The organism is Nonomuraea sp. NPDC003754, from assembly GCF_053605785.1.
This window is the reverse complement of the sequence record NZ_JBSGJX010000010.1, coordinates 83,703-104,285: the sequence shown is the minus strand read 5'-3', so window position 1 is coordinate 104,285 and position 20,583 is coordinate 83,703. Positions and strand designations below refer to the sequence as shown.

General features: G+C 71.6%; 20 protein-coding genes. 13 read left to right on the top strand and 7 right to left on the bottom strand.

All coding sequences use genetic code 11. The features are described 5' to 3' along the window. Positions 1–60: 60 nt before the first annotated feature. The 3 genes from ACWEVS_RS15255 (at position 61) to ACWEVS_RS15245 (ending at position 3,868) form a co-directional block, all read left to right on the top strand. The gene (locus ACWEVS_RS15255) at positions 61–1,890 is read left to right on the top strand and encodes an AMP-dependent synthetase/ligase (protein ID WP_452551952.1); all 1,830 of its coding nucleotides are present in this window, start codon (positions 61–63) and stop codon (positions 1,888–1,890) included. A gap of 67 nt (positions 1,891–1,957) precedes the next feature. Then, positions 1,958–3,265 carry a hypothetical protein gene (locus tag ACWEVS_RS15250; RefSeq protein ID WP_452551950.1) on the top strand — a complete coding sequence of 436 codons (1,308 nt, stop codon included), beginning with the start codon at positions 1,958–1,960 and terminating at the stop codon, positions 3,263–3,265. A 114-nt stretch (positions 3,266–3,379) separates the two neighbouring features. Further along, complete coding sequence (locus tag ACWEVS_RS15245; RefSeq protein WP_354907055.1) at positions 3,380–3,868, top strand: hypothetical protein; 489 nt, start codon at positions 3,380–3,382, stop codon at positions 3,866–3,868. A 104-nt stretch (positions 3,869–3,972) separates the two neighbouring features. On the opposite strand, the gene ACWEVS_RS15240 is transcribed toward ACWEVS_RS15245, so the two are convergent. Continuing rightward, complete coding sequence (locus ACWEVS_RS15240) at positions 3,973–5,181, bottom strand: cysteine desulfurase-like protein (RefSeq protein ID WP_452551948.1); 1,209 nt, start codon at positions 5,179–5,181, stop codon at positions 3,973–3,975. A 55-nt stretch (positions 5,182–5,236) separates the two neighbouring features. Between ACWEVS_RS15240 and ACWEVS_RS15235 the strand changes: the two genes are divergently transcribed. The 3 genes from ACWEVS_RS15235 to ACWEVS_RS15225 all read left to right on the top strand — a co-directional run bounded on the left by ACWEVS_RS15235 (position 5,237) and on the right by ACWEVS_RS15225 (position 7,628). Then, positions 5,237–6,097, top strand: a complete 861-nt coding sequence (locus tag ACWEVS_RS15235; protein ID WP_452551946.1) for an aldo/keto reductase — start codon at positions 5,237–5,239, stop codon at positions 6,095–6,097. Between the two features lie 68 nt (positions 6,098–6,165). Next, a complete protein-coding gene (locus tag ACWEVS_RS15230) occupies positions 6,166–7,392 on the top strand; it encodes a cytochrome P450 (protein WP_452551945.1) in 1,227 nt (408 codons plus the stop codon). Positions 7,393–7,472: 80 nt separating this feature from the next. Continuing rightward, a complete protein-coding gene (locus tag ACWEVS_RS15225; protein WP_452551943.1) occupies positions 7,473–7,628 on the top strand; it encodes a hypothetical protein in 156 nt (51 codons plus the stop codon). Positions 7,629–7,655: 27 nt separating this feature from the next. On the opposite strand, the gene ACWEVS_RS15220 is transcribed toward ACWEVS_RS15225, so the two are convergent. Further along, on the bottom strand, positions 7,656–8,813 hold the full coding sequence (locus ACWEVS_RS15220) for an RtcB family protein (RefSeq protein ID WP_449925550.1): 1,158 nt from the start codon (positions 8,811–8,813) through the stop codon (positions 7,656–7,658). A 255-nt stretch (positions 8,814–9,068) separates the two neighbouring features. Between ACWEVS_RS15220 and moaA the strand changes: the two genes are divergently transcribed. Beyond that, positions 9,069–10,058: a GTP 3',8-cyclase MoaA gene (gene moaA / locus ACWEVS_RS15215; protein ID WP_449925547.1), complete on the top strand. Its 990-nt coding sequence runs from the start codon at positions 9,069–9,071 to the stop codon at positions 10,056–10,058. 30 nt (positions 10,059–10,088) lie between these two features. On the opposite strand, the gene ACWEVS_RS15210 is transcribed toward moaA, so the two are convergent. Further along, on the bottom strand, positions 10,089–10,754 hold the full coding sequence (locus tag ACWEVS_RS15210) for a GntR family transcriptional regulator (protein ID WP_452551941.1): 666 nt from the start codon (positions 10,752–10,754) through the stop codon (positions 10,089–10,091). Beyond that, positions 10,751–11,872, bottom strand: coding sequence for a CaiB/BaiF CoA transferase family protein (locus tag ACWEVS_RS15205; RefSeq protein WP_452551939.1), 1,122 nt, complete (start codon positions 11,870–11,872; stop codon positions 10,751–10,753). Before ACWEVS_RS15205 ends, ACWEVS_RS15210 begins: the two co-directional genes overlap by 4 nt. 66 nt (positions 11,873–11,938) lie before the next feature. Between ACWEVS_RS15205 and ACWEVS_RS15200 the strand changes: the two genes are divergently transcribed. Continuing rightward, complete coding sequence (locus ACWEVS_RS15200; protein ID WP_449925539.1) at positions 11,939–13,099, top strand: acyl-CoA dehydrogenase family protein; 1,161 nt, start codon at positions 11,939–11,941, stop codon at positions 13,097–13,099. A gap of 54 nt (positions 13,100–13,153) precedes the next feature. After that, positions 13,154–13,999 (top strand): NTP transferase domain-containing protein, encoded by an 846-nt coding sequence (locus ACWEVS_RS15195; RefSeq protein WP_452417891.1) that lies wholly within the window; start codon positions 13,154–13,156, stop codon positions 13,997–13,999. Between the two features lie 258 nt (positions 14,000–14,257). On the opposite strand, the gene ACWEVS_RS15190 is transcribed toward ACWEVS_RS15195, so the two are convergent. Then, complete coding sequence (locus ACWEVS_RS15190; protein WP_452551938.1) at positions 14,258–14,572, bottom strand: DUF3099 domain-containing protein; 315 nt, start codon at positions 14,570–14,572, stop codon at positions 14,258–14,260. A gap of 99 nt (positions 14,573–14,671) precedes the next feature. Here ACWEVS_RS15190 and ACWEVS_RS15185 point away from each other — a divergent pair, with 99 nt between their 5' ends. Together ACWEVS_RS15185 and ACWEVS_RS15180 are read left to right on the top strand one after the other, a co-directional pair. Next, entirely contained in the window at positions 14,672–14,884 is a 213-nt protein-coding gene (locus tag ACWEVS_RS15185; protein ID WP_354907043.1) for a dodecin, read from the top strand. Between the two features lie 89 nt (positions 14,885–14,973). Next, a complete protein-coding gene (locus ACWEVS_RS15180) occupies positions 14,974–16,125 on the top strand; it encodes a linear amide C-N hydrolase (protein WP_452551936.1) in 1,152 nt (383 codons plus the stop codon). Between the two features lie 21 nt (positions 16,126–16,146). Here the strand turns inward: ACWEVS_RS15180 and ACWEVS_RS15175 are convergent, their stop codons facing one another. Together ACWEVS_RS15175 and ACWEVS_RS15170 are read right to left on the bottom strand one after the other, a co-directional pair. Continuing rightward, the gene (locus tag ACWEVS_RS15175) at positions 16,147–17,502 is read right to left on the bottom strand and encodes a metallopeptidase TldD-related protein (protein WP_452551934.1); all 1,356 of its coding nucleotides are present in this window, start codon (positions 17,500–17,502) and stop codon (positions 16,147–16,149) included. A 14-nt stretch (positions 17,503–17,516) separates the two neighbouring features. Beyond that, positions 17,517–19,010, bottom strand: coding sequence for a TldD/PmbA family protein (locus ACWEVS_RS15170; RefSeq protein ID WP_452551933.1), 1,494 nt, complete (start codon positions 19,008–19,010; stop codon positions 17,517–17,519). A 77-nt stretch (positions 19,011–19,087) separates the two neighbouring features. Between ACWEVS_RS15170 and fabG the strand changes: the two genes are divergently transcribed. Both fabG and fabI read left to right on the top strand, forming a co-directional pair. Beyond that, the gene (fabG, locus tag ACWEVS_RS15165; protein WP_354907039.1) at positions 19,088–19,783 is read left to right on the top strand and encodes a 3-oxoacyl-ACP reductase FabG; all 696 of its coding nucleotides are present in this window, start codon (positions 19,088–19,090) and stop codon (positions 19,781–19,783) included. A 2-nt stretch (positions 19,784–19,785) separates the two neighbouring features. Beyond that, positions 19,786–20,550 carry an enoyl-ACP reductase FabI gene (fabI, locus tag ACWEVS_RS15160; RefSeq protein ID WP_452417899.1) on the top strand — a complete coding sequence of 255 codons (765 nt, stop codon included), beginning with the start codon at positions 19,786–19,788 and terminating at the stop codon, positions 20,548–20,550. Positions 20,551–20,583: the final 33 nt, after the last annotated feature.

The following is a 20,583-nucleotide window of genomic DNA, read 5'->3' as shown; positions in this document are numbered from 1 at the left end:
GCCGTGTGATGCGATGCATGCCACTCATGCAAGTGGGCACTGACATGGAGGGCGCGCGTCATGGCCGATGTCCTTGAGGTACAGGCCGAGATCCTGCGGGAGATCGCCGGCCGTACGGTATGTGAGCAGCTCAGGCAGATCGCCGAGCGGTACCCGGACTCACCCGCCTACTCCGACCCCGTCGAGGGCGGCTGGAGCACGCTCACCTACGGCCAGGCCAGGCAGCGGGTCCTGGAGATCGCCGCCGGCTTCCTCGAGCTCGGAATGGAGCCAGGCGACGCGGTGGCGCTGATGATGGTCAACCGCAGCGAGCACGTGCTGGCCGATCTCGGCGCGGTCCACGCGGGCGGCACGTCCTGCTCGGTCTACTCGACCTTCGCCCCCGACCAGATCGCCTTCGTCGCCGACAACGTGGGCGCCAGGTACGCCGTCCTCGGCGGCCCCGCCGACCTGGCCCGCTGGGAGCCCGTCCTCGACCGGCTGCCGGACCTGCGCAGGATCATCCTGCTGGACGGCACGCCCTCCACCGACCGCTTCCTGAGCTGGGACGACTTCCTCGAGCTCGGCCGGGCCAGGCTCGCCGTCGACCCCGCGGCCGTCGAGGCCCGCTGGCAGGCGGTCGGCGCCGACGACGTGCTCACCGTCCTGTACACCTCCGGCACCACCGGCATGCCCAAGGGCGTGCCGCTCACCCACGCCAACGTCTTCTACGAGTGCGCCGCCACCGACCGCATGACCGCCCTGCCCCTTCAGGGCACCCAGATCTCCTACCTCACCTACGCCCACATCGCCGAGCGCGTCCTCAGCCTCTACCTGCCGCTGACCAAGGTCTCCCACGTGCACTTCTGCACCGACCTGGCCGCCCTCGGCGCCACGCTCGGCCAGGTGCGGCCGATGATGTTCTTCGGGGTGCCACGGGTGTGGGAGAAGATGATGGCCAAGCTCCAGGCCCTGCTGGCCACCCAGCCCGAGGAGCAGCAGCAGAAGGCACGCCAGGCCATGGCCGCGGGCCGCGCCTACATCGAGGCCGGCCAGTACGGCCGCGCCGTCACCCCCGAGATCCAGGCCGCCTTCGAGGCCGCCGACGCCGCGTTACTGTCGGTCGTCCGCGGCATGATCGGCTTCGACCGCGCCGAGTGGACCGCCACCGGCGCGGCCCCCCTGCCCGACGACGTGCAGGGCTTCTTCGCCGGGCTCGGTCTGCGCGTCATCGACGTGTACGGCATGACCGAGACCACCGGCGCCTTCACCGCCAACAGTCCCGCCTGCTACAAGCTGGGCACCGTCGGCAGGCCCGAGCCGGGCGTCGAGGTGCGCATCGCCGAGGACGGCGAGATCCTCACCCGCAGCCCGCTCAACACCGGCGGCTACCTCGGCAGGGCGGCCGAGGAGCTGATCGACGAGGACGGCTGGCTGCACACCGGCGACATCGGCACCGTCGACGACGACGGCTTCTACCGGGTGGTCGACCGCAAGAAGGAGCTCATCATCACCGCCGGCGGCGAGAACATCTCGCCCGCCGCGATCGAGAACCACCTCAAGGAGCACCCGCTCATCGGCCAGGCGCTCGCCTACGGCGACAACCGGCCCTACCCCGTGGCCGTCCTCACCCTCGACGGCGAGGTGGCCCCCGGCTGGGCGCAGGCCCAGGGCATCGCGTTCACCACGCTGGCCGAGCTGGCCGAGCACCCCGACGTGGTCAAGACGGTCGAGACGGCCGTCGAGGCGGCCAACGCGAAGCTGGCCAGGGTGCAGCAGGTCAAGAAGTGGGCGCTGCTGCCTGACGAGTGGACGGCCGAGACCGCCGAGCTGACCCCGAGCCTCAAGCTCAAGCGCAGGGTGATCCACGCGAAGTACGCCGAAGTGATCGAGGGCCTCTACTCCGGGTGACACCTTTGCCAACAGGGGCGTGTGTCTCGCCCCTGGGCATTGCCGGGCGGTTCCTACCGTCCAACTCATGACCAAGACAGTCCTGCTCACATCGCTGGTGGCGGGGACACTGACCGGTCCCGCTCTGGTCGAGGCGCCCGCCCCCCTCGCGATCAAGGAAATCACGATCCGTCCCGGCGACCCCGTGGTGGGTCCGCACGGCTCGGTGAAGCTGGTGATCGACGTCGTGGCCAGCGGAGCCGAGGAGAACGGCGTGACCATCAAGGTCGAGCCGGGCGCTCCGCCGGGCCCGGTACTCGGCCGCAAGCCCGTCGGGGGCGGCAGGCTCCCCGGCCCCGTGTCCCAGGCGCCGGTGGCGAGGCTGGCGCTGGTACCCCTGAACGTCCACCAGCCCGCGGCAGGTGTCCTGTCGCCGGAGGAGGTCTCTCCCGCGTTCGCGGCACCGAAGCCCCCCGTGGCGCCACCGCCCGCCGACGAGGGGGGCGAGGGCCGCGTCCAATTCCCGCGCGCGAAGCGCCCGTCCACGGAGGGCGTGATAGGAGGGGCGATCTCCTGGCCGGGCGAGCCGCCACCCCCGCACCCGGGAGAGCCCTGGTTCGAGCCCTCGGCCGCGACCGACTCCACGGCCGACTCCACGACCGACTCCGCAGCTGATTCTGCGGCCGACGCCGCAGCCGATTCCACGGTCGAGCCCGCAGCAGACTCCACGGCCGACTCCGTAGCCGCCGACGCCACAACCGACGCCGCAGTGGACCCCGCGACCGACGCCGCAGCCGACCCGGCGACCGACACCGCGACCGACACCGCGACCGATTCCACGAGTGGGTCCGCGGGTGACCTCGCGGGGGCTCCGGACCCCTCGTCCGAGCCGGCGCCGGAGCAGGAGCCCGCGCCGTCCGCCGGTCCGGACGGAGAGCCCGTCGACCGTGACGGGAGGTGGGAGACCTGGCGCTTCCTGCCCACCCAGCCCCTGAACCGCTTCTATCCCGCGGGCGCCTGGACCATCACGGCCACCGCCACGGCGGACGACGGCACCAGTGTCACCGCCTACGCCACCTTCAACCTGCGCCGCGAGACCAAGCTCAGCTCGGTGCGCGTGAGCGACGCGGGCCCGGCGCGGGGCGTACGGCTGAGCGGGTCGCTGCACCGGGTCGACCCCAGCGGCGTCTCGGACTTCGCGCCGTTCGCCAGGCAGCGGCTGGAGATCCTCTACCGCCAGGACGCCGACGCCGACTGGCGTCCCGTCGGAGTCGTGACCACTGGCGAGACCGGACGCTTCGACCGGCGCCTGCCGGGCCGGGAGCGCGGCATGTGGCGGGTCCGCTACGGGGGAACCGACACCTACGCGGCCGAGCAGGCCAGAACCCAGCGCTGAGCCGGCGTTACCCGATCGTTAGCTTCTTTACTGCAACTTTTCTTTCCCTTGACTCGTCGGTGGTGGTGACGCACTCCGTCCCGAGCGCGTCTTCAACGGGGAGAGGAAGTTCAGATGATGCGACGACTCGCCGCCGGCGCGGTGGCCGCCGCGCTCGGCGCCTCGGTGCTCGCGACCACGGGCACCGCGCTCGCCGATCCCGGCTACGACCGCGACCCCGACTGGGACGGCGGCCACACCAGGCTGTCGCTCGACGTCGGTCCTGAGCCCGCGTGGAAGGGCCGCGGCATCTCGATCGAGGGCAAGCTCTCGGTCGAGTGCGAGGAGGACTACATCGACGGCTTCGTCGTGGTCCGCCACGCCGACCACTGCAAGCAGGCGGGCGGCTGGAAGCGGCTGGGCGGCAAGAACATCGAGATCCTGTTCAGGCCGGACGGCTCCGGCCGCTGGGAGCACGTCGACACGGTCAGGACCGGGCGCGACGGCTACTTCTACACGCGCGAGCGCGCCTGGACCTCGGGCACGTGGCGCGCGGTGTTCGAGGGCGCCTGGTACCTCGAGCCGGCCGAGGCCACCGACTGGGTGAAGGTCGTCGGCCACTAGCCGGTGATCGCAAGAGCCCCGGCCCCGGCCGGGGCTCTTGTCTTTCCCGCGGAGTCCCTCCCGGTCAGGTGTCCTCGCCGGTGAGGTCCCTCCCACTCCCGCTGTCACGGGCGGGACAGCTCGTCCAGGGCCTCCAGCAGCCGGTCGATCTCCGCCCGGTCGTTGTAGTGGACCAGCCCCGCCCGCACCGCCGACCCGGTGTCCCTGATGCCCAGCGCCTTCGTGGGCTCCCACGCGTAACAGTGGCCGTCCCACACGTTGACCTTCCGCGCGGCCAGGTGCTCGGCCACCCGGCGCGGTGAGTGGCCCGCCACGGTGAAGTAGGCGGTGGCGGTGCGCCGCCGCGGGGCGCCGACCAGCCGTACCAGGGGCAGCGCGGCCAGGCCCTTGAGCAGGTGGGCGAGCTCGGCCTGCTCGTAGGCGGCGACGGCCGACATCGAGGCCAGGATCCGCGCTCTGCGCGGGCCCGCGGCGTCAGGGTCGAGGGCGGCCAGGTGCTCCACGGCCGCGCGCACGCCCGCCAGGTCGGCGAAGGGCAGCGTGCCCGTCTCGAACCTGGCGGGCACCTCGTCGGGCGAGCAGGCGAGCTTGTCCGGCCGTAGCGAGTCGAGCAGCGACGGGGCGGCGACCACCGCGCCGACGTGGGGGCCGCACCACTTGTAGGCGCTGGTGGCGTAGAAGTCGGCGCCGAGAGCCGCCATGTCGACGGGACCGTGCGGGGTGGCGTGCACGCCGTCCACGTAGACCAGCGCGCCCGCGCCGTGGGCGACGGCGGCGATCTCGGCCACGTCCGGGATCGTGCCGAGCACGTTGCTGGCCGCCGTCACCGCCACCAGCCTGGTCCGCTCGGTGACCAGCCGCCGGTACTGCTCGGCGGGCAGCTCGCCCGACGGCACCACGATGTCCGCGTACCTCACCACGGCGCCCGCGCGCTCGGCCGCCTGCACCCACGGGCGCACGTTGGCGTCGTGGTCGAGCCGGGAGACGACCACCTCGTCGCCCTCGGCCCAGGTTCTGGCGAGCGTGGCGGCGAAACGACAGGTCAGCGTGGTCATGTTGGCGCCGAACACCACGCCGCCGGCCTCACCGCCCACCAGGTCGGCCACCGCGGCGCGGGCCTCGGCCACGATCGCGTCGGAGCGGGCGCTCGCGGCGAACGCGCCGTGCGCGTTGCCGATGCCGGCCCGGTAGGCGCCCGCGATCGCGTCGATCACCGTCCGCGGCACCTGGGTGCCGGCCGCGGCGTCCAGCCATGCGTGCCCGTCGGAGAGAGCGGGGTACAGCGCGCGTACCCGAGTCACGTCGAAGCTCATGAATCACCATCCTGCGCTTGCCCTGGACCGAACTCCAGCCGCGAGGATGGTGCCCATGAGGAACCGATCCATCGCCGACGTAACCGTCAGCGCCATCGGCCTGGGCGCCATGCCCATGTCGGTCGCCGACCACATGCCCGACGAGGCGCGCTCCATCAGGACCATCCACGCCGCCCTCGACGCGGGCGTCACGCTGATCGACACCGCCGACGCGTACGCGCCCACCACCGCGGAGCTCGGCCACAACGAGCGGCTCGTGGCCAAGGCCCTGGCGTTGTGGAGCGGCGACCGCGACGCCGTCCTGGTGGCCACCAAGGGCGGCCACACCCGCACGCCCGGCGACGGCTGGGGCCTGAACGGCAGCCGCGCCTACCTGCGCCAGGCGTGCGAGCGGTCGCTGAAGGCCCTCGGTGTCGAGGCCATCGGGCTCTACCAGCACCACCGGCCCGACCCGGCCGTGCCGTACGAGGAGAGCATCGGGGCGCTGCGCGACCTGCTCGACGAGGGCAAGATCCGCCTGGCGGGCATCTCCAACGCCGACCCCGCGCAGATCAGGCAGGCCCACGACATCCTCGGCGGACGGCTGGCGAGCGTGCAGAACGAGTACTCGCCCCGCTTCCGCACCAGCGAGCCGGAGATCGACGTGTGCGCCGAGCTGGGGGTGGCGTTCCTGCCGTGGTCGCCCCTCGGCGGCATCTCGGCCGCCGCCGGGCTGGGCGCCGCGCACGCCGCCTTCAACGAGGTGGCGGCCGAGCGCGGGGTCTCGCCGCAGCGGGTGTGCCTGGCGTGGGAGCTGTCCCGCAGCCCCGTCGTCATCCCCATCCCGGGTGCCAGCCGTCCGGAGAGCATCCTCGACTCGGCGGCCGCCGCCGACCTGACCCTGACGCCGGACGAACTGGCCCGCCTCGGCCGTTGACCGTGGGCATCGCCCCGCATACGTTCCGCATGGGCCGCCTTCGCGCCGCCCGGACCGGAGGGAATGCGATGACCGCCGAACCCGACCCGCACCAGCGGACCTGGCCCGACATCGTGCCCGGACCGCTGGGCACGCCCCCGCCGGAGTTTTCCCGCCGCCGCGCGGAGGGACCGCTGGACCCGGCCGCGATGCCCAGCGGCGACCTGGTCCCCGTCGCCGTGCGGTACGAGGACGTGCGCACCCTGCTGGGGTCGGCTGCCTCCAGCCGCAACCTGCGCCTGCCGGGACTGCCTCGGCTGGTGAGCGGCATGGGCATCGACGACGACCCGGACGCGCTGATCAACCAGGATCCGCCGGAGCACACCCGCTACCGGCGGATCATGCACGCGGCCTTCACCCCCCGCCGCACCGAGCCGTGGCGGCCCCGGATCGCGAGGATCGCCGGAGAACTGCTCGACGGGCTGGGGGAGGAGTTCGACCTGGTGGCCGCCTTCGCCGTGCGGCTGCCCGGCCAGGTCGTCTGCCGGCTGCTCGGCGTGCCCCACGCCGACTACGACCGGTTCGTGACGTGGACGGACATGTTCCTCACCACCTCCACGGCGACCGGGCAGGCCCGCCACCGGGCCTACACCGAGTTCATGGCCTACGCCGCCGACCTGGTCGCCCGGCATCGCGCGCGACCCGGCGACGATCTCATCGACCTGCTCGTCCAGGCCAGGGACGACGAGGACCGGCTGACCGAGGGGGAGCTGGTCAACACGGTCTTCTCGCTGATCACCGCCGGGCACGAGACGACCGCCTCGATGGTCTCCCGCGGCGCCTTCCGCCTCATGCTGCACCGCGCGCAGTGGGCGGAACTGGTCGCCCGGCCGGACCTGGCGGCCGGCGCGGCCGAGGAGATCCTGCGCTACGACGGGCCGCCGGCCAGCGCGTTCATGCGTAGGATGACGAAGGACGTCGAGGTGTCCTGCGGCACCCTGCCGGCCGGCTCCGTCGTGCTGCCGAACCTCAACGCCGCCAACCACGACCCGAGCGCCTTCCCCGACCCGGAGCGCTTCGACATCCACCGCTTCGGCGCGCAGCCGCCCCACCCGCACCTGGCCTTCGGGTACGGCCCGCACCGCTGCCTGGCCGCCGCGCTGGCCAGGGTGGAGCTCACCGAGGCGGTCCGGGCCCTGGCGGTCAAACGTCCCATGCTGCGGCTGGCGATCCCGGCCGAGGCGGTCGAGTGGAGCGACGGGCTGACCTACCGTCCCGTCGCGTTACCGGTCACCTCGGCCGCCCCCGGGTCCTGAACCCCGCCGACGCGCACCCGGCCGGAGCCCGCGGACGGAGGTGTACGGGGTAAAGGGTTGCCCGGGATGTCCGGGTCCAGATGGGTGTGCATCAGCAGCACCGTGTCGACCTGTCGGCCCTCGGCCAGCCCGCGCTCCAGGCGCTCGGGATGCGTGATCATGGCGAGGAGAACGTCTTTCCCGTGAAGTTCGATTTCGACAGCGTGAAAGCAGAAAAGACGCCCCCGCCGCGATAATGGGCGAGGGCGTCCCGTTCGGGAATGTCATCCCTTGTAGTTGAAGATCTGCCGCAACGTGTGCTGCACCTCGACCAGATCCTTCTGGTCCGCCATCACCTGGTCGATGGACTTGTAGGCGTCAGGGTGCTCGTCCACCAGCGCGGCGGCCCGGTCCGCGTTCCAGGTGCGGCCGCTCATCGCCGCCGTCAGGGACGCCGCAGACAGCTCCCGCTTCGCCTTGGTGCGCGACATGCGGCGGCCAGCGCCGTGGGAGCAGGAGTTGTACGACTCGGGGTTCCCGCGGCCGCGCACGATGTACGAGCGCGTCCCCATCGAGCCGGGGATGACGCCTTCGTCGCCCCTGTCGGCCTTGATGGCGCCCTTGCGGGTGATCCACAGCGACTTGCCGTAGTGGGTCTCCTGCTGGGTGAAGTTGTGGTGGCAGTTGATCGTGCGCACCCGCTGACCCATGCCGGCGACCCTGAACAGGGCGTTGATCAGGACCTTGTCCATCCGGGCGCGCGAGGCCATGGCGTAGCGCTGGGCCCACAGCATGTCCTCGATGTACGCGGTGAACTCCGGAGTGTTCTGGACCAGGTAGGCCAGGTCCGGGTCCTCCAGGCCGATCTCCTGCTTCTTCATCAGCTTCTTGGCGCCCACGATGTGCATCGTGGCCAGCTGGTTGCCGATGCCACGCGACCCCGAGTGCAGCACCGTCCAGACCCGGTCACGCTCGTCGAGGCAGACCTCGACGAAGTGGTTGCCGGAGCCGAGGGTCCCGAACTGGTCGGACACCTTCTTGGTCAGCCGCTGGTCGAGGTCGGTGTGGGGCAGGCCGAGGTCGCCGAGGGCGAGGTCCACCGACGGGTCGTCGTGGCCCTTGCCGACGCCGGCGGGGATGCGGCGCTCCACCATCGGCATCAGCGCGGCCAGGGTGTCGGGCAGGTCGGCGGCGGTGAGCGTCGTCTCCGTGGCCACCATGCCGCAGCCGATGTCCACGCCGACGGCCGCCGGGATGATCGCGTTCTTGGTGGGGATCACCGAGCCGACGGTCGCACCGATGCCGACATGGGCGTCCGGCATGAGAGCGACGTGGCCGGAGACGATTGGCAGGCGAGCGGCACGAGCGGCCTGCATGATCGCGCCTTCGTCGATCTCGCTGGCCCACGACAGCAGGTTGGGTGCGGGCTGGTTCGGCGACATGAGAACAATCTCCTTACTGGTTCTTGATCAGTGTGGCGTGACCAGAAAGGAAATCCCACTCATTTTATCTTTTCGCCGACGCTCACTCCGCCGACGATATTCGGCACTGGTGCGGGTACGCCCGAAACCGCATGGCCGAGCCGGCCGTACCCGGGGTCATGGCCGACGCACGGACGGGGCGGGCTCGGTTCCATGTGGCGCCATGGAATAGGCTGAACACGTGTTCCCCTCGATGAGCTAGGAGGTGACCGCCCAGTGCTGAAGGACTCGTTCGGCCGGGTGGCGACCGACCTTCGGGTGTCCCTCACGGACAAGTGCAACCTGCGCTGCTCTTACTGCATGCCGCCCGAAGGCCTCGACTGGATGCCCAACGCCCAGTTGCTGACCGCCGACGAGATCGTCCGCCTGGTCACCATCGGGGTCGAACGCCTCGGCATCACCGAGGTGCGCTACACGGGGGGAGAGCCGCTGCTGCGTCGCGAGCTGGTCGACATCGTCGCCCGCACCTCGGCGCTGGCGCCCAGGCCGCAGATCTCCGTCACCACGAACGGCATCGGCCTGGCCAGGCTCGCCACCCCGCTGGCCGAGGCGGGCCTCGACCGGGTCAACGTCTCCCTCGACACCCTCGACCGCGAGACGTTCAAGCGCCTGGCCCATCGCGACAGGTTCGCGGACGTCATCGCGGGTCTCGAGGCGGCCGAGCGGGCGGGGCTGCGGCCGGTCAAGGTCAACACGGTGCTCATGCGCGGCGTCAACGAGCACGAGGCCGTGCCGCTGCTGCGCTTCTGCCTCGAGCGCGGCTACGAGCTGCGCTTCATCGAGCAGATGCCGCTGGATGCCCAGCACGGCTGGAGCCGGGCCGACATGGTCACGGCCGACGAGATCCTTGCCCTGCTCGCCGCCGACTTCGACCTGTGCCCTGACGACCTGGAGGAGCGGGGCAGCGCGCCCGCCGAACGCTTCCTCGTCGACGGCGGCCCGGCGCGGGTGGGCGTGATCGGCTCGGTGACGCGCCCGTTCTGCGGAGCCTGCGACAGGGTACGGCTGACCGCCGACGGCCAGATCCGCAACTGCCTGTTCGCCAGGGAGGAGTCCGACCTCAAGGCGGCGCTGCGCGACGGCGCCACCGACGAGGAACTGGCCGAGCGCTGGATCGCCGCGGTCCGCGGCAAGCGCGCCGGCCACGGCATCGACGACCCGTCGTTCCTGCAGCCGGTCAGGCCGATGTCGGCCATCGGAGGCTGATCAGCCGCCGGTAGGTGTCCGCCGCCGGTGTCAGCCGTCGAGGACCGCCGACAGGGCGGCGACCGCGTGCGCGCGGTGCTCGTCGAGCAGGCGCACCGCGGCGTCGGCGTCGGCGGCCCGCAGCGCGCCGAGCACCGCGCGGTGCTCGCTCACGACCCGCTCCCTGTTGCCCCCGTCGCCGTAGTACATCGACCGGTAGGCGTCGGTGGCGTCCCACAGCGTCCTGATCAGCCGCACCAGCCGGGGCATCCCGGCGCACTCGAAGAGCGTCAGGTGGAAGACCCTGTTGGCCGCCGCCATCTCCTGCACGTCGCCCGCGGCGGCGGCCCGCTCCACCTCGTCCTGCGCCCTTTCGAGCCGAGCCAGATCGCCGGCGCTCAGGCGGGGGACGGCCCGCCGTACCGCCTCCTCCTCCAGCAGTTCCCTGATGCGGTAGACCTCGCGCAGGTCGTCGAGCGAGAGCGTCTCGACGAAGTAGCCGCGATGCGCCTGGTAGGTGACCAGGCCCTCGCCGTGGAGCGTCTTCAGCGCCTCCCGCAGCGGCACCCTGCTGACGTCGAACTCCTCGGCCAGCGCGTCCTGCCTGATCGGGCTGCCGGGGCGCAGCCTGCCCGTGGTGATGGCCCTGCGGAGCTCGCCGAGCACGAACTGCTGGGCCGTGGGCGGCCGGCGGCGTTCTTCCTCGAGCGGGCTCATCGCCCCAATATCTCACGGACCCAGTCGGAGTCCTGCCCGAGCGCGGGCGGCCGCAGCCGGTAGGCGGCGGGCGTGGCCCCGAGTCCCACCGGGTTGGCCACCTGCCCGTCGACCACCGGCTCGAACCCGAGCGAGGCGGCCAGCTCGAAGGCGCCGGCCACGTCGTTGATGGGCCCGCACGGCACGCCCGCCGCGGTGAGCGCCGCGAACCACTCGTCGGCGCTCCGCCCGGCCAGCGCCGCCGACAGTTCGGGCACCAGAAGGTCACGGGCCCGCACCCGGGCGTCGTTGGTGGCGTAGCGGGCGTCGGCGGCCAGGTCGTCGCGGCCGAGCGCCGCGCACAGCGCGCGGAACTGCCGGTCGTTGCCGGCGGCGATGACGATCGGCCGGTCGGCGGCCTCGAACACCTCGTACGGCACGATGCTGGGATGCCTGTTGCCCATCGCGCGCGGCACCACGCCCGCCGCGGCGTAGGCCGAGGCGTGGTTGGCCAGCGCCGACAGCAGCGAGGTCAGCAGCGTCACCTCGACGCGCTGGCCCTGCCCCGTCCGGTCCCTATGGCGCAGCGCGGCCAGGATCCCGAAGGCCGCGTGCAGCCCGGTGATCACGTCGACCAGCGCGACGCCGGTCTTGGTGCCCTGGCCCTCGGGCTCGCCCGTCACGCTCATCAGCCCGCCGACCGCCTGGACGACCAGGTCGTAGCCGGGCAGGTCGGCCCCCTTGCCAGCGCCGAACCCGGTGACCGAGCAGTAGACCAGGCCGGGGTTGAGCTCGCGGACCGCCTCGTAGCCCAGCCCCATGCGCTCCATCGTGCCCGGCCTGAAGTTCTCCACCAGCACGTCCGCCCTGGCCACCAGCGCCCGCGCCACCTCCAGGTCGTCCGGGTCGCGCAGGTCGAGGGCGATCGAGCGCTTGTTGCGGTTGACGCCGAGGAAGTAGGTCGCCTGCCCGTCGGCGTACGGCGGGCCCCATGCCCTGGTGTCGTCGCCGCCCTCGGGCCGCTCCACCTTCACCACGTCGGCGCCCATGTCGCCGAGCAGCATCGTGGCGTACGGGCCGGCCAGCACCCTGCTGAAGTCGGCCACCAGCAGTCCGGACAGCGCTCCTGAAGTCTCCATAGGCAGGGCAGCCTATGCTGTGCCATGTTGGATATTCAATATTGGATCCAATCTGGAGGCTCCGCCATGCACCCCACCGCCCTGTTCGCCGTCGACGGCCTGCTGACCGACGAGGAGCGCGAGATCAGGAGCACGGTCCGCCGCCTGTGCGACCGCGAGCTGCGCCCGCACCTGACCCAGTGGTTCGAGGACGGCGTCATCCCCGCGCGCGAGCTGGCCCGCACGTTCGGCGGACTGGGGCTGCTCGGCATGCACCTGGAAGGGTACGGCTGCCCGGGTCTCGGCGCGGTCTCCTACGGCCTGGCCTGCCTGGAGCTCGAGGCCGCCGACTCCGGGCTGCGCAGCCTGGTGTCGGTCCAGGGCTCTCTCGCCATGTACGCCATCTGGCGCTACGGCAGCGAGGAGCAGAAGAACGCGTGGCTGCCCGCCATGGCGGCGGGCGAGCGCATCGGCTGCTTCGGCCTGACCGAGCCCGACGTCGGCTCCGACCCGGCCCGCATGCGCGCCGGCGCCAAGCGCGACGGCGGCGACTGGGTGCTGAACGGCACCAAGATGTGGATCACCAACGGCTCGGTCGCCGACGTGGCCGTCGTGTGGGCGCAGACCGAGGAGGGCATCCGCGGCTTCCTCGTCCCCGCCGGCACGCCCGGCTTCACCACCAGGGACCTGAAGCACAAGGTGTCCCTGCGCGCGAGCGTCACCAGCGAACTGGTCCTCGACGAGGTACGGCTGCCGCGCGAGGCCGTGCTGCCGGGCGCCCGCGGCCTGTCGGGACCGCTGCGGTGCCTGAACGAGGCCAGGTTCGGCATCGTGTTCGGCGCGATGGGGGCGGCGCTCGACTGCCTGGAGACGGCGCTGGCCTACGCGGGCGAGCGGGAGGTCTTCGCCAGGCCGCTGGCCGCCTTCCAGCTCACCCAGGACAAGCTCGCCGACATGGCCCTCGAGCTGGGCAAGGGGCTGCTGCTCGCCGTCCACCTCGGACGGCTGAAGGAGGCGGGCACGATCACCCCCGAGCAGGTGAGCGCGGGCAAGCTCAACAACGTGCGCGAGGCGCTGGAGATCGCCAGGACGTGCCGGACCATCCTGGGTGCCAGCGGCATCACCCTGGAGTACCCGGTGATCCGGCACGCGGTGAACCTGGAGTCGGTGCTCACCTACGAGGGCACCTCGGAGATCCACGCCCTCGTCCTGGGCAAGGCGCTGACCGGCCACGCGGCCTTCGCCTGACGGTCCCCGGCGGGGACCGTGTGATCACCCCGGCGGACGCCGTACGGTGTGCACATGGGGCATGACGCGATCATTCTCGCGGGCGGCGCGGCGCGCCGGATGGGCGGCAGGGACAAGCCGGGCCTGCGGCTCGGCGGCAGGACGCTGCTCGAACGGGTCGCCGCCGCCGTGCGGGAGGCGGAGCGCGTCGTGGTGGTGGGCCCGCCGCGCGACCTGCCCGGCGTGCTGTTCACCCGCGAGGAGCCCGAGGGCGGCGGGCCTGTGCCGGCGCTGCGGGCCGGCCTCGACCTGGTGGCGGCCCCGTGGGTGGTGCTGCTGGCCGGTGACCTGCCGCTCATGGAACCCGCCTGCGTGACCGCCCTCCTCCAGGCCGCCACCGCACCCGGCCGCGCCCCCGCCGCTCCGGACCCGGGGCGCGCGCCGGGCCGGCAGAGGGTGGGCGCGGTGCTGGTCGACGACGAGGGGCGCGAGCAGTGGCTGGCCGGGGCGTGGCGCACCGCGCCGCTGCGCGCGGCGCTCGCCGGCTACCAGGGCCGCTCCCTGCACGCCCTGCTGGCCCCCCTCGACCCGGTACGGCTGCGCCTGCCGGGAACCCCGTGGCTCGACTGCGACACATTGGACGATCTTCGAAAGGTGGCACAGATGAACGTGTTGGCCGAGTGGACCGCACTGGCCTGCAAGGAACTGGGCGTCGACCCTTCCCGGGTCGACAGGGACCTCGTCCTGGAGCTGACCAAGGAGGTCGCCCACGGCGTCGCCCGCCCCGCCGCCCCGCTCACCGCCTACCTGCTCGGCCTCGCCCAGGGCATGGGCACCGCGCCGGAAGACGCCGTCGAACGGATCACGACGCTGGCCCGTAACTGGGAACGCGCCACGACAGAGACCTTGACCGACGACTGAAGATCCCGGTCAAGCTGAAGATTTGCTGTGAACCCGCCGGCAAACGATTTTGGGAAAGCAGGCCTATCCAACCGGCGGGCCGCAACGAAATTGGGGGAGAAAAGGGCGATGCCGGGTGGTTACGGGGGCAAACCACCCGGCATCGCTTCATCGGCGTTCCGACGGGGGCCCGGAACGCCGGCACCAGCACTCCGACGGGGGACCGGAGCGCTTGGCTAAAGCGTACACCTACTACCCGTGGGATGCGTCAAGACTTAGTCACGACCCGATCTCGCGTCGGTGATGCGGTATCTCGTCTTGGTCATGGGAGGGGTTGGAAAAGGTCGGAGGCGGCGCATCTCTTCCCCGCTCATTGGCACCTATAACCGCTATGTATGGCAAAAAGACGGCTCCGGCGATGAACAGCAGCCGGTACGGCCACGGGACAGGAACCACGACCGCCAGGATCAGGCAGATCGTCCGGATGCCCATCTGGATGAGGTAGATCTTTTCCCGGCGGTGGATGTCCGCACTCAGGGACGGCCGGGCGTCGGTCACCCTGTGCACGTCCTTCTGGCGGCGCCAGCGCTTCACACCTTCCACCGTAGACCTCGGACGGCGCCGGCGCGATGAGCCCCATGAACGGTACGGCTGGTCATGCGATCATGGCTTTCAGGTAAGGGAGGAGCAGCTATGTCGGATCGAACGTATCGGGTGACCGAGATAGTCGGCACGTCGGGGGAGAGCCTCGATGACGCCATCCGCAACGGCATCCGCAGGGCCTCGCAGACGCTGCGTCACCTCGACTGGTTCGAGGTGACGGAGATCCGCGGACACATCGACCAGGGGGAGATCGCCCACTACCAGGTGGGCATGAAGGTGGGCTTCCGGCTCGAGGACGCCTGATCTCTGTCACCGTTTCGTGGGAGGCGTGACTTCGCCGGGTTCGCGGGGCACACTGCGGTACCAAAAGGGCTCGGCGAAGGGATCACGTGATGGCACCGCTCCTCCGCATCGGCTCGCGGTCGTTACCGGGCGCGGGTCGCGGAGCCGTCCGCGACGACAGCCAGGCAGCCGCCCGCGACCACAGCCGCGGGACCGGCGTCAGGGCCGGCCGTGACAGCGGCCGCGGGGCCCGCTCGCTGGTGGCCGCGCTGGCGCTGGCCGTACCGCTGGCGACGGGCTGTTCCAGCGTTCCCGTGACCGGCCGGGCCGCCTCCCCCGCACCGAGCGCCCAGCATCCGAGCGAGCAGAAGGGGGCGGCCACGTCCTCGCCCGTCCTGCGCCAGACGCCCGACCAGATCGCCCGCACCTCCGCCAGCATCAGGCAGCTCGACGACCTGCCCATGTACGAGATGACCTTCGACGGCGGCTACGACGCCGAGGCGCCGCTCACCGAGGACGAGCTCGCCCGCAAGGCCGACGGCTGGGCGTGCTCGCTGTTCCTGCGCGGCACCGAGTTCGGCCGCAACTTCGACTGGGACCCCAACCCGGCGATCGTCGTGCGGGCCGACCCGCCCGACGGCTACGCCTCCCTGTCGATCGCCGACGCCTCCTACCTGCTCGGCTCGTCCGCCGCCCCCGACCTGTCCGACCCCGTCCAGCGGCGGCGGCTCGGCCACGCGGTGCTGGCCCCCTTCGACGGCATGAACGAGAAGGGCCTGGCCGTGGGCCTGGCCACCACGCCCACCGCCGAGCTGCCCGCTCCCATGCCGGACCGGCCCACGCTCGGCAGCGTGCGGATCATGCGGGTGCTGCTCGACCGGGCCGCCACCGTGAAGGAGGCAGTGGCCCTGATGCGCACCTACAACGTCGACTTCACCGGCGGGCCCCAGGTGCACTATCTGATCGTCGACAAAAGCGGCGACTCGGCCGTCGTCGAGTACGGCAAGGGCAGGATGAACGTGGTCGAGGACCGCGTGCTGACCAACTGGAGCGTCGTCAGCGGCACGCCCGACGACCGCCACACCAGGCTGACCAGAACCATCGACTCCAAGACCGACGGCCTCGAGCTGCTCAAGAGCGTCGCCCAGGGCCACACCCGCTGGTCGGTCGTCTACGACCTCGCGGCGGGAACGGCCAGGCTGGTGACCGGCAAGCGCTGGGGCAAGGTGCACACGCTGTCGCTGGCCCGCCCGCAGGAGTGAGCCCTCCGGGCGGGCCGGCGCTCAGTTGGCCTGGCTGACCGTCGACATGTTGAAATCGGGCACCCGCACCGGCGGCATGACCGTGCGGGTGAAGTAGTCGTTCCACTCGCGCGGCAGCGTCTGCCGGCTCTCGCCGATCTCGCTCACGCGGCCGAGCAGGTCGACCGGGCTCTCGTTGAACCTGAAGTTGTTCACCTCGCCGACGACCTCGCCGTGCTCGACCAGGTAGACGCCGTCGCGGGTGAGCCCGGTCAGCAGCAGCGTCTGCGGGTCGACCTCGCGGATGTACCACAGGCAGGTCACCAGCAGCCCGTGCGCGGTGGAGGCGATCATCTCCTCCAGCGTCCGGCCGCCGTCGCCGCCGCGCATGATCAGGTTGTCGACCGCGGGCGTCACGGGCAGGCCGCTCAGCTCGGCCGAGTGGCGGGTCTGCAGCAGCGCCGACAGCGTGCCGTCCTTCACCCAGTCGGTGGCCGCCAGTGGCAGGCCGTTGTCGAAGACCGAGCTGCGGCGGCTGGACGCGTGGGCGGTGACGAACGGCGCGCACTCGATGCCCGGCGCGAGGGGATCGCTGGTGAGCGTGACCGGCAGCGGCGACAGCCGCTCGCCGACGCGGGTGCCGCCGCCCGGCCTGGAGAAGACGGTGCGGCCGTCGAGGGCGTCGCGGGCGCCCGACGACCACAGCAGGTAGATCATCAGGTCGGCGACCGCGCTCGGCGGCAGCAGCGTCTCGTAGCGGCCCGCCGGCAGGTCGATCCGGTTCTTGGCCCACTCCAGGCGCTGGGCCAGCGAGGAGTCGAGCCCGGCCACGTCGACGTCGGAGAAGTCGCGGGTGGCGACCCCCGACCAGGCCGAGCGCTTGAGGTCGGCCGACTTGGCGTTCAGCTCCAGGCGGCCCGTCGGCTGGTCGTGGCGCAGCCGCAGCCCCGTGGAGGAGCCGAGGAAGGTGGAGGTCAGGGTGTGCTCGGCGAAGCCGTACAGCTTCCTGCCGCCCGCCTCGGCCGCGGTGAACGTCTCGCCGAGCGCGGGCGCGAAGTCGCCGAACACGCCGATCGAGGTGGGCCGCACCGGGTCGGCCCAGGTGGCGCTCGTCGCCGCGCCCTCGACCAGCGGCCTGGCGTCCTCGGCGGGCTGGGCCTCGCGCGCCGCCGCGTCGGCCGCCGCCACGACCTCGGCCAGCTGCTCGGGCCGTACGGCCGCGCGCGACAGCACGCCGACGCGCCCGTCCACGATCGAGATCACGGTCAGCTGGGCGGACCTGGCCACGCCGTTGGTGGTCAGCGTGTTGCCCGCGAAACGCAGGTTGGCCGTCGACCCCTCGTCCGCGATGACGACGCAGTCGTCGGCCTGGGAGAGCTCCAGCGCCCTCTCGACCATTTCCTGAGGAGACGTCACTTTCCACCCTCCTGGACGGTGTTGAGGATCCTGACATGGCGGAACAGCGCCGAGGGACAGCCATGGCTGACCGGGGCGACCTGGCCCGGCTGGCCCTTGCCGCAGTTGAAGGCGCCGCCGAGTACGTAGGTCTGCGGCCCGCCCACGGCCTCCATCGAGCCCCAGAAGTCGGTCGTGGTCGCCTGGTAGGCGAAGTCGCGGACCTGGCCCACGACGGCGCCGTGCTCGATGCGGAAGGCCCGCTGGCCGGTGAACTGGAAGTTGTAGCGCTGCATGTCGATCGACCAGCTCTTGTCGCCGACGATGTACAGGCCGCGCTCGACGCGGCCGATCAGCTCCTCGGTGGAGGGGCCGTCGGGCTCGGGCCGCAGCGAGACGTTGGCCATGCGCTGGATCGGCATGTGGCCGGGCGAGTCGGCGAAGGCGCAGCCGTTGCTCGCCCCGAGGCCCTTCATCAGCGCCATCCTGCGGTCGAGCTGGTAGCCGACCAGGATGCCGTCCCTGACGATGTCGAACTCGCGGGTGGCCACCCCCTCGTCGTCGTAGCCGACCGTCGACAGGCCGTGCTCGACCGTCCGGTCGCCGGTGACGTTCATCACCGGCGAGCCGTACACCAGCGAGCCGAGCTGGTCGAAGGTGGCGAAGCTGGTGCCGGCGTAGGCCGCCTCGTAGCCGAGGGCCCGGTCGAGCTCGGTGGCGTGGCCGATCGACTCGTGGATCGTCAGCCACAGGTTCGACGGGTGGATCACCAGGTCGTACTCGCCGGCGTCGACCGACGGCGCGGCCAGCTTCTCGGCCAGCAGCTCGGGAAGGGCGGCCAGCTCCGACTGCCAGTCGTAGAAGCCGCCGGTCAGGTACTCGTAGCCGCGGCCGACCGGCGGCGCGATCGTCGACATGTCGTCGAAGCCGTCGGGGCCGGCCTTCATGGCGTTCAGCTCGGGATGCACCCTGACCCGCTGCTGGGTGGTGACCGTGCCGGCGGTGTCGGCGTAGAACTTCTGCTCCTTGACCTGCAGGAGCCGGGCGCTGACGTGGTCGGCGCCCTTCAGCAGCCCGGCCGACCAGTCGGCCAGCAGCGCGACCTTCTCCTTCTGCGGCACCGAGAACGGGTCGATGTCGTAGGGGGAGACCCAGGTGACATCGGCGTGGACCGGCTCGGGCGCCAGCTCGATGGGCTCCCTGTTGATCGGGGCACTCACCTCGGCCACCGCCACGGCCTGCGCGGCCACCTCGGCGGCCGCCTCGGGCGTGAGCACCAGGCCGGCCGCGAAGCCCCACGTGCCGTCCTTGACCACCCGTACGGCGTAGCCGAGGTCGTCGGCGTCCATGGCACCTTCGAGCCTGGCGTCGTACAGGGCGAGCGTCTCGGCGCGCACGCGCTCGAGCCGGAAGTCGGCGTGGGAGGCGCCGAGGTCGCGGGCGCGCTGGAGCGCGGCGTCCGCGAGCTGCCTGAGCGGCAGGGCGAGGAAGTCGGGATCGATCTGGCGCATGTCAACGATCCTAGCCCTGTGATCTTGTGCCACCCGGACAAGCGGATACCGGCCGGTAGGAGATAGCGTCAGGTGCCATGGCACGCTCTGTACTCGTCACCGGCGGCAATCGCGGCATCGGCCTCGCGATCGCCCGCGAACTCGCCGCGGCAGGCGACAACGTCGCGGTCACCTACCGATCGGGCGAGCCGCCCGAGGGCCTGTTCGGCGTCCGCTGCGACGTGACCAGCGCGGAGGATGTCGACGCGGCCTTCGCCAAGGTGGAGGCCGAGCAGGGTCCGGTCGAGGTGCTCGTCTCCAACGCCGGCATCACCAAGGACACCCTGCTGGCGATGATGAAGGAAGACACCTTCACCGACGTCATCGACGCCAACCTCACCGGCGCCTACCGCGTCGCCAAGCGCGCGATCAGGCCGATGATGAAGCTCAAGCGCGGCCGCATCATCCTCATCTCCTCGGTCATCGCGATGCTCGGCCAGGCCGGCCAGTCCAACTACGCCGCCTCCAAGGCGGGCCTGATCGGCTTCGGCCGCTCCCTCGCCCGCGAGTACGGCTCGCGCGGCATCACGGTCAACGTCGTCGCCCCCGGCTTCGTCCAGACCGACATGACCGCCGACCTCGACCACGAGGCGATCGTCAAGAACATCCCGCTGGGCCGCCAGGCGTCCCCCGCGGAGGTCGCGCGTGTCGTCCGCTTCCTGGCTGGCGACGACGCCTCCTACATCACCGGGGCAGTGATCCCCGTCGACGGCGGACTCGGAATGGGGCACTGATCATGGGCATCCTCGATGGCAAGCGCATCCTCGTCACGGGCGTCCTCACCGACGCCTCCATCGCCTTCTCCGTGGCCAAGCTGGCCCAGGAGCAGGGCGCCACGGTCGTGCTGACCGGCTTCGGCCGCCTGTCGCTCGTCGAGCGCATCGCCAAGCGGCTCCCGCAGACGCCGCCGGTGATCGAGCTCGACGTCCAGAACGACGAGCATCTCGACACCCTGGCCGCCCGCGTCGGCGAGCACGTCGACGGCCTCGACGGCGTCGTCCACTCCATCGGCTTCGCCCCGCAGACCGCGCTCGGCGGCAACTTCCTCAACACCACGTGGGAGGACGTCTCCACGGCCCTCCACATCTCCACCTACTCCTACAAGTCGCTCGCGGTCGCCTGCCTGCCGTTGATGAAGGAGGGCGGCGCCGTCGTCGGCCTCGACTTCGACGCCACCAAGGCGTGGCCCGTCTACGACTGGATGGGCGTGGCCAAGGCGGGCCTGGAGTCGGCCAACCGCTACCTGGCCCGCGACCTCGGCAAGCAGGGCATCAGGGTCAACCTCGTGGCCGCCGGTCCGCTGCGCACGATGGCCGCCAAGTCGATCCCCGGTTTCAAGGAGTTCGAGGACAGCTGGCCGGAGAAGGCGCCGCTCGGCTGGGACCTGGCCGACACCGAGGCGGCCGCCAAGGCGTGCGTGGCGCTGATGTCCGACTGGTTCCCCGCCACCACCGGCGAGATCGTCCACGTCGACGGCGGCGTCCACGCCATGGGCGCCTAGCTCCGCCGGCACCGCGAGCGGCCCGGGGCGGCC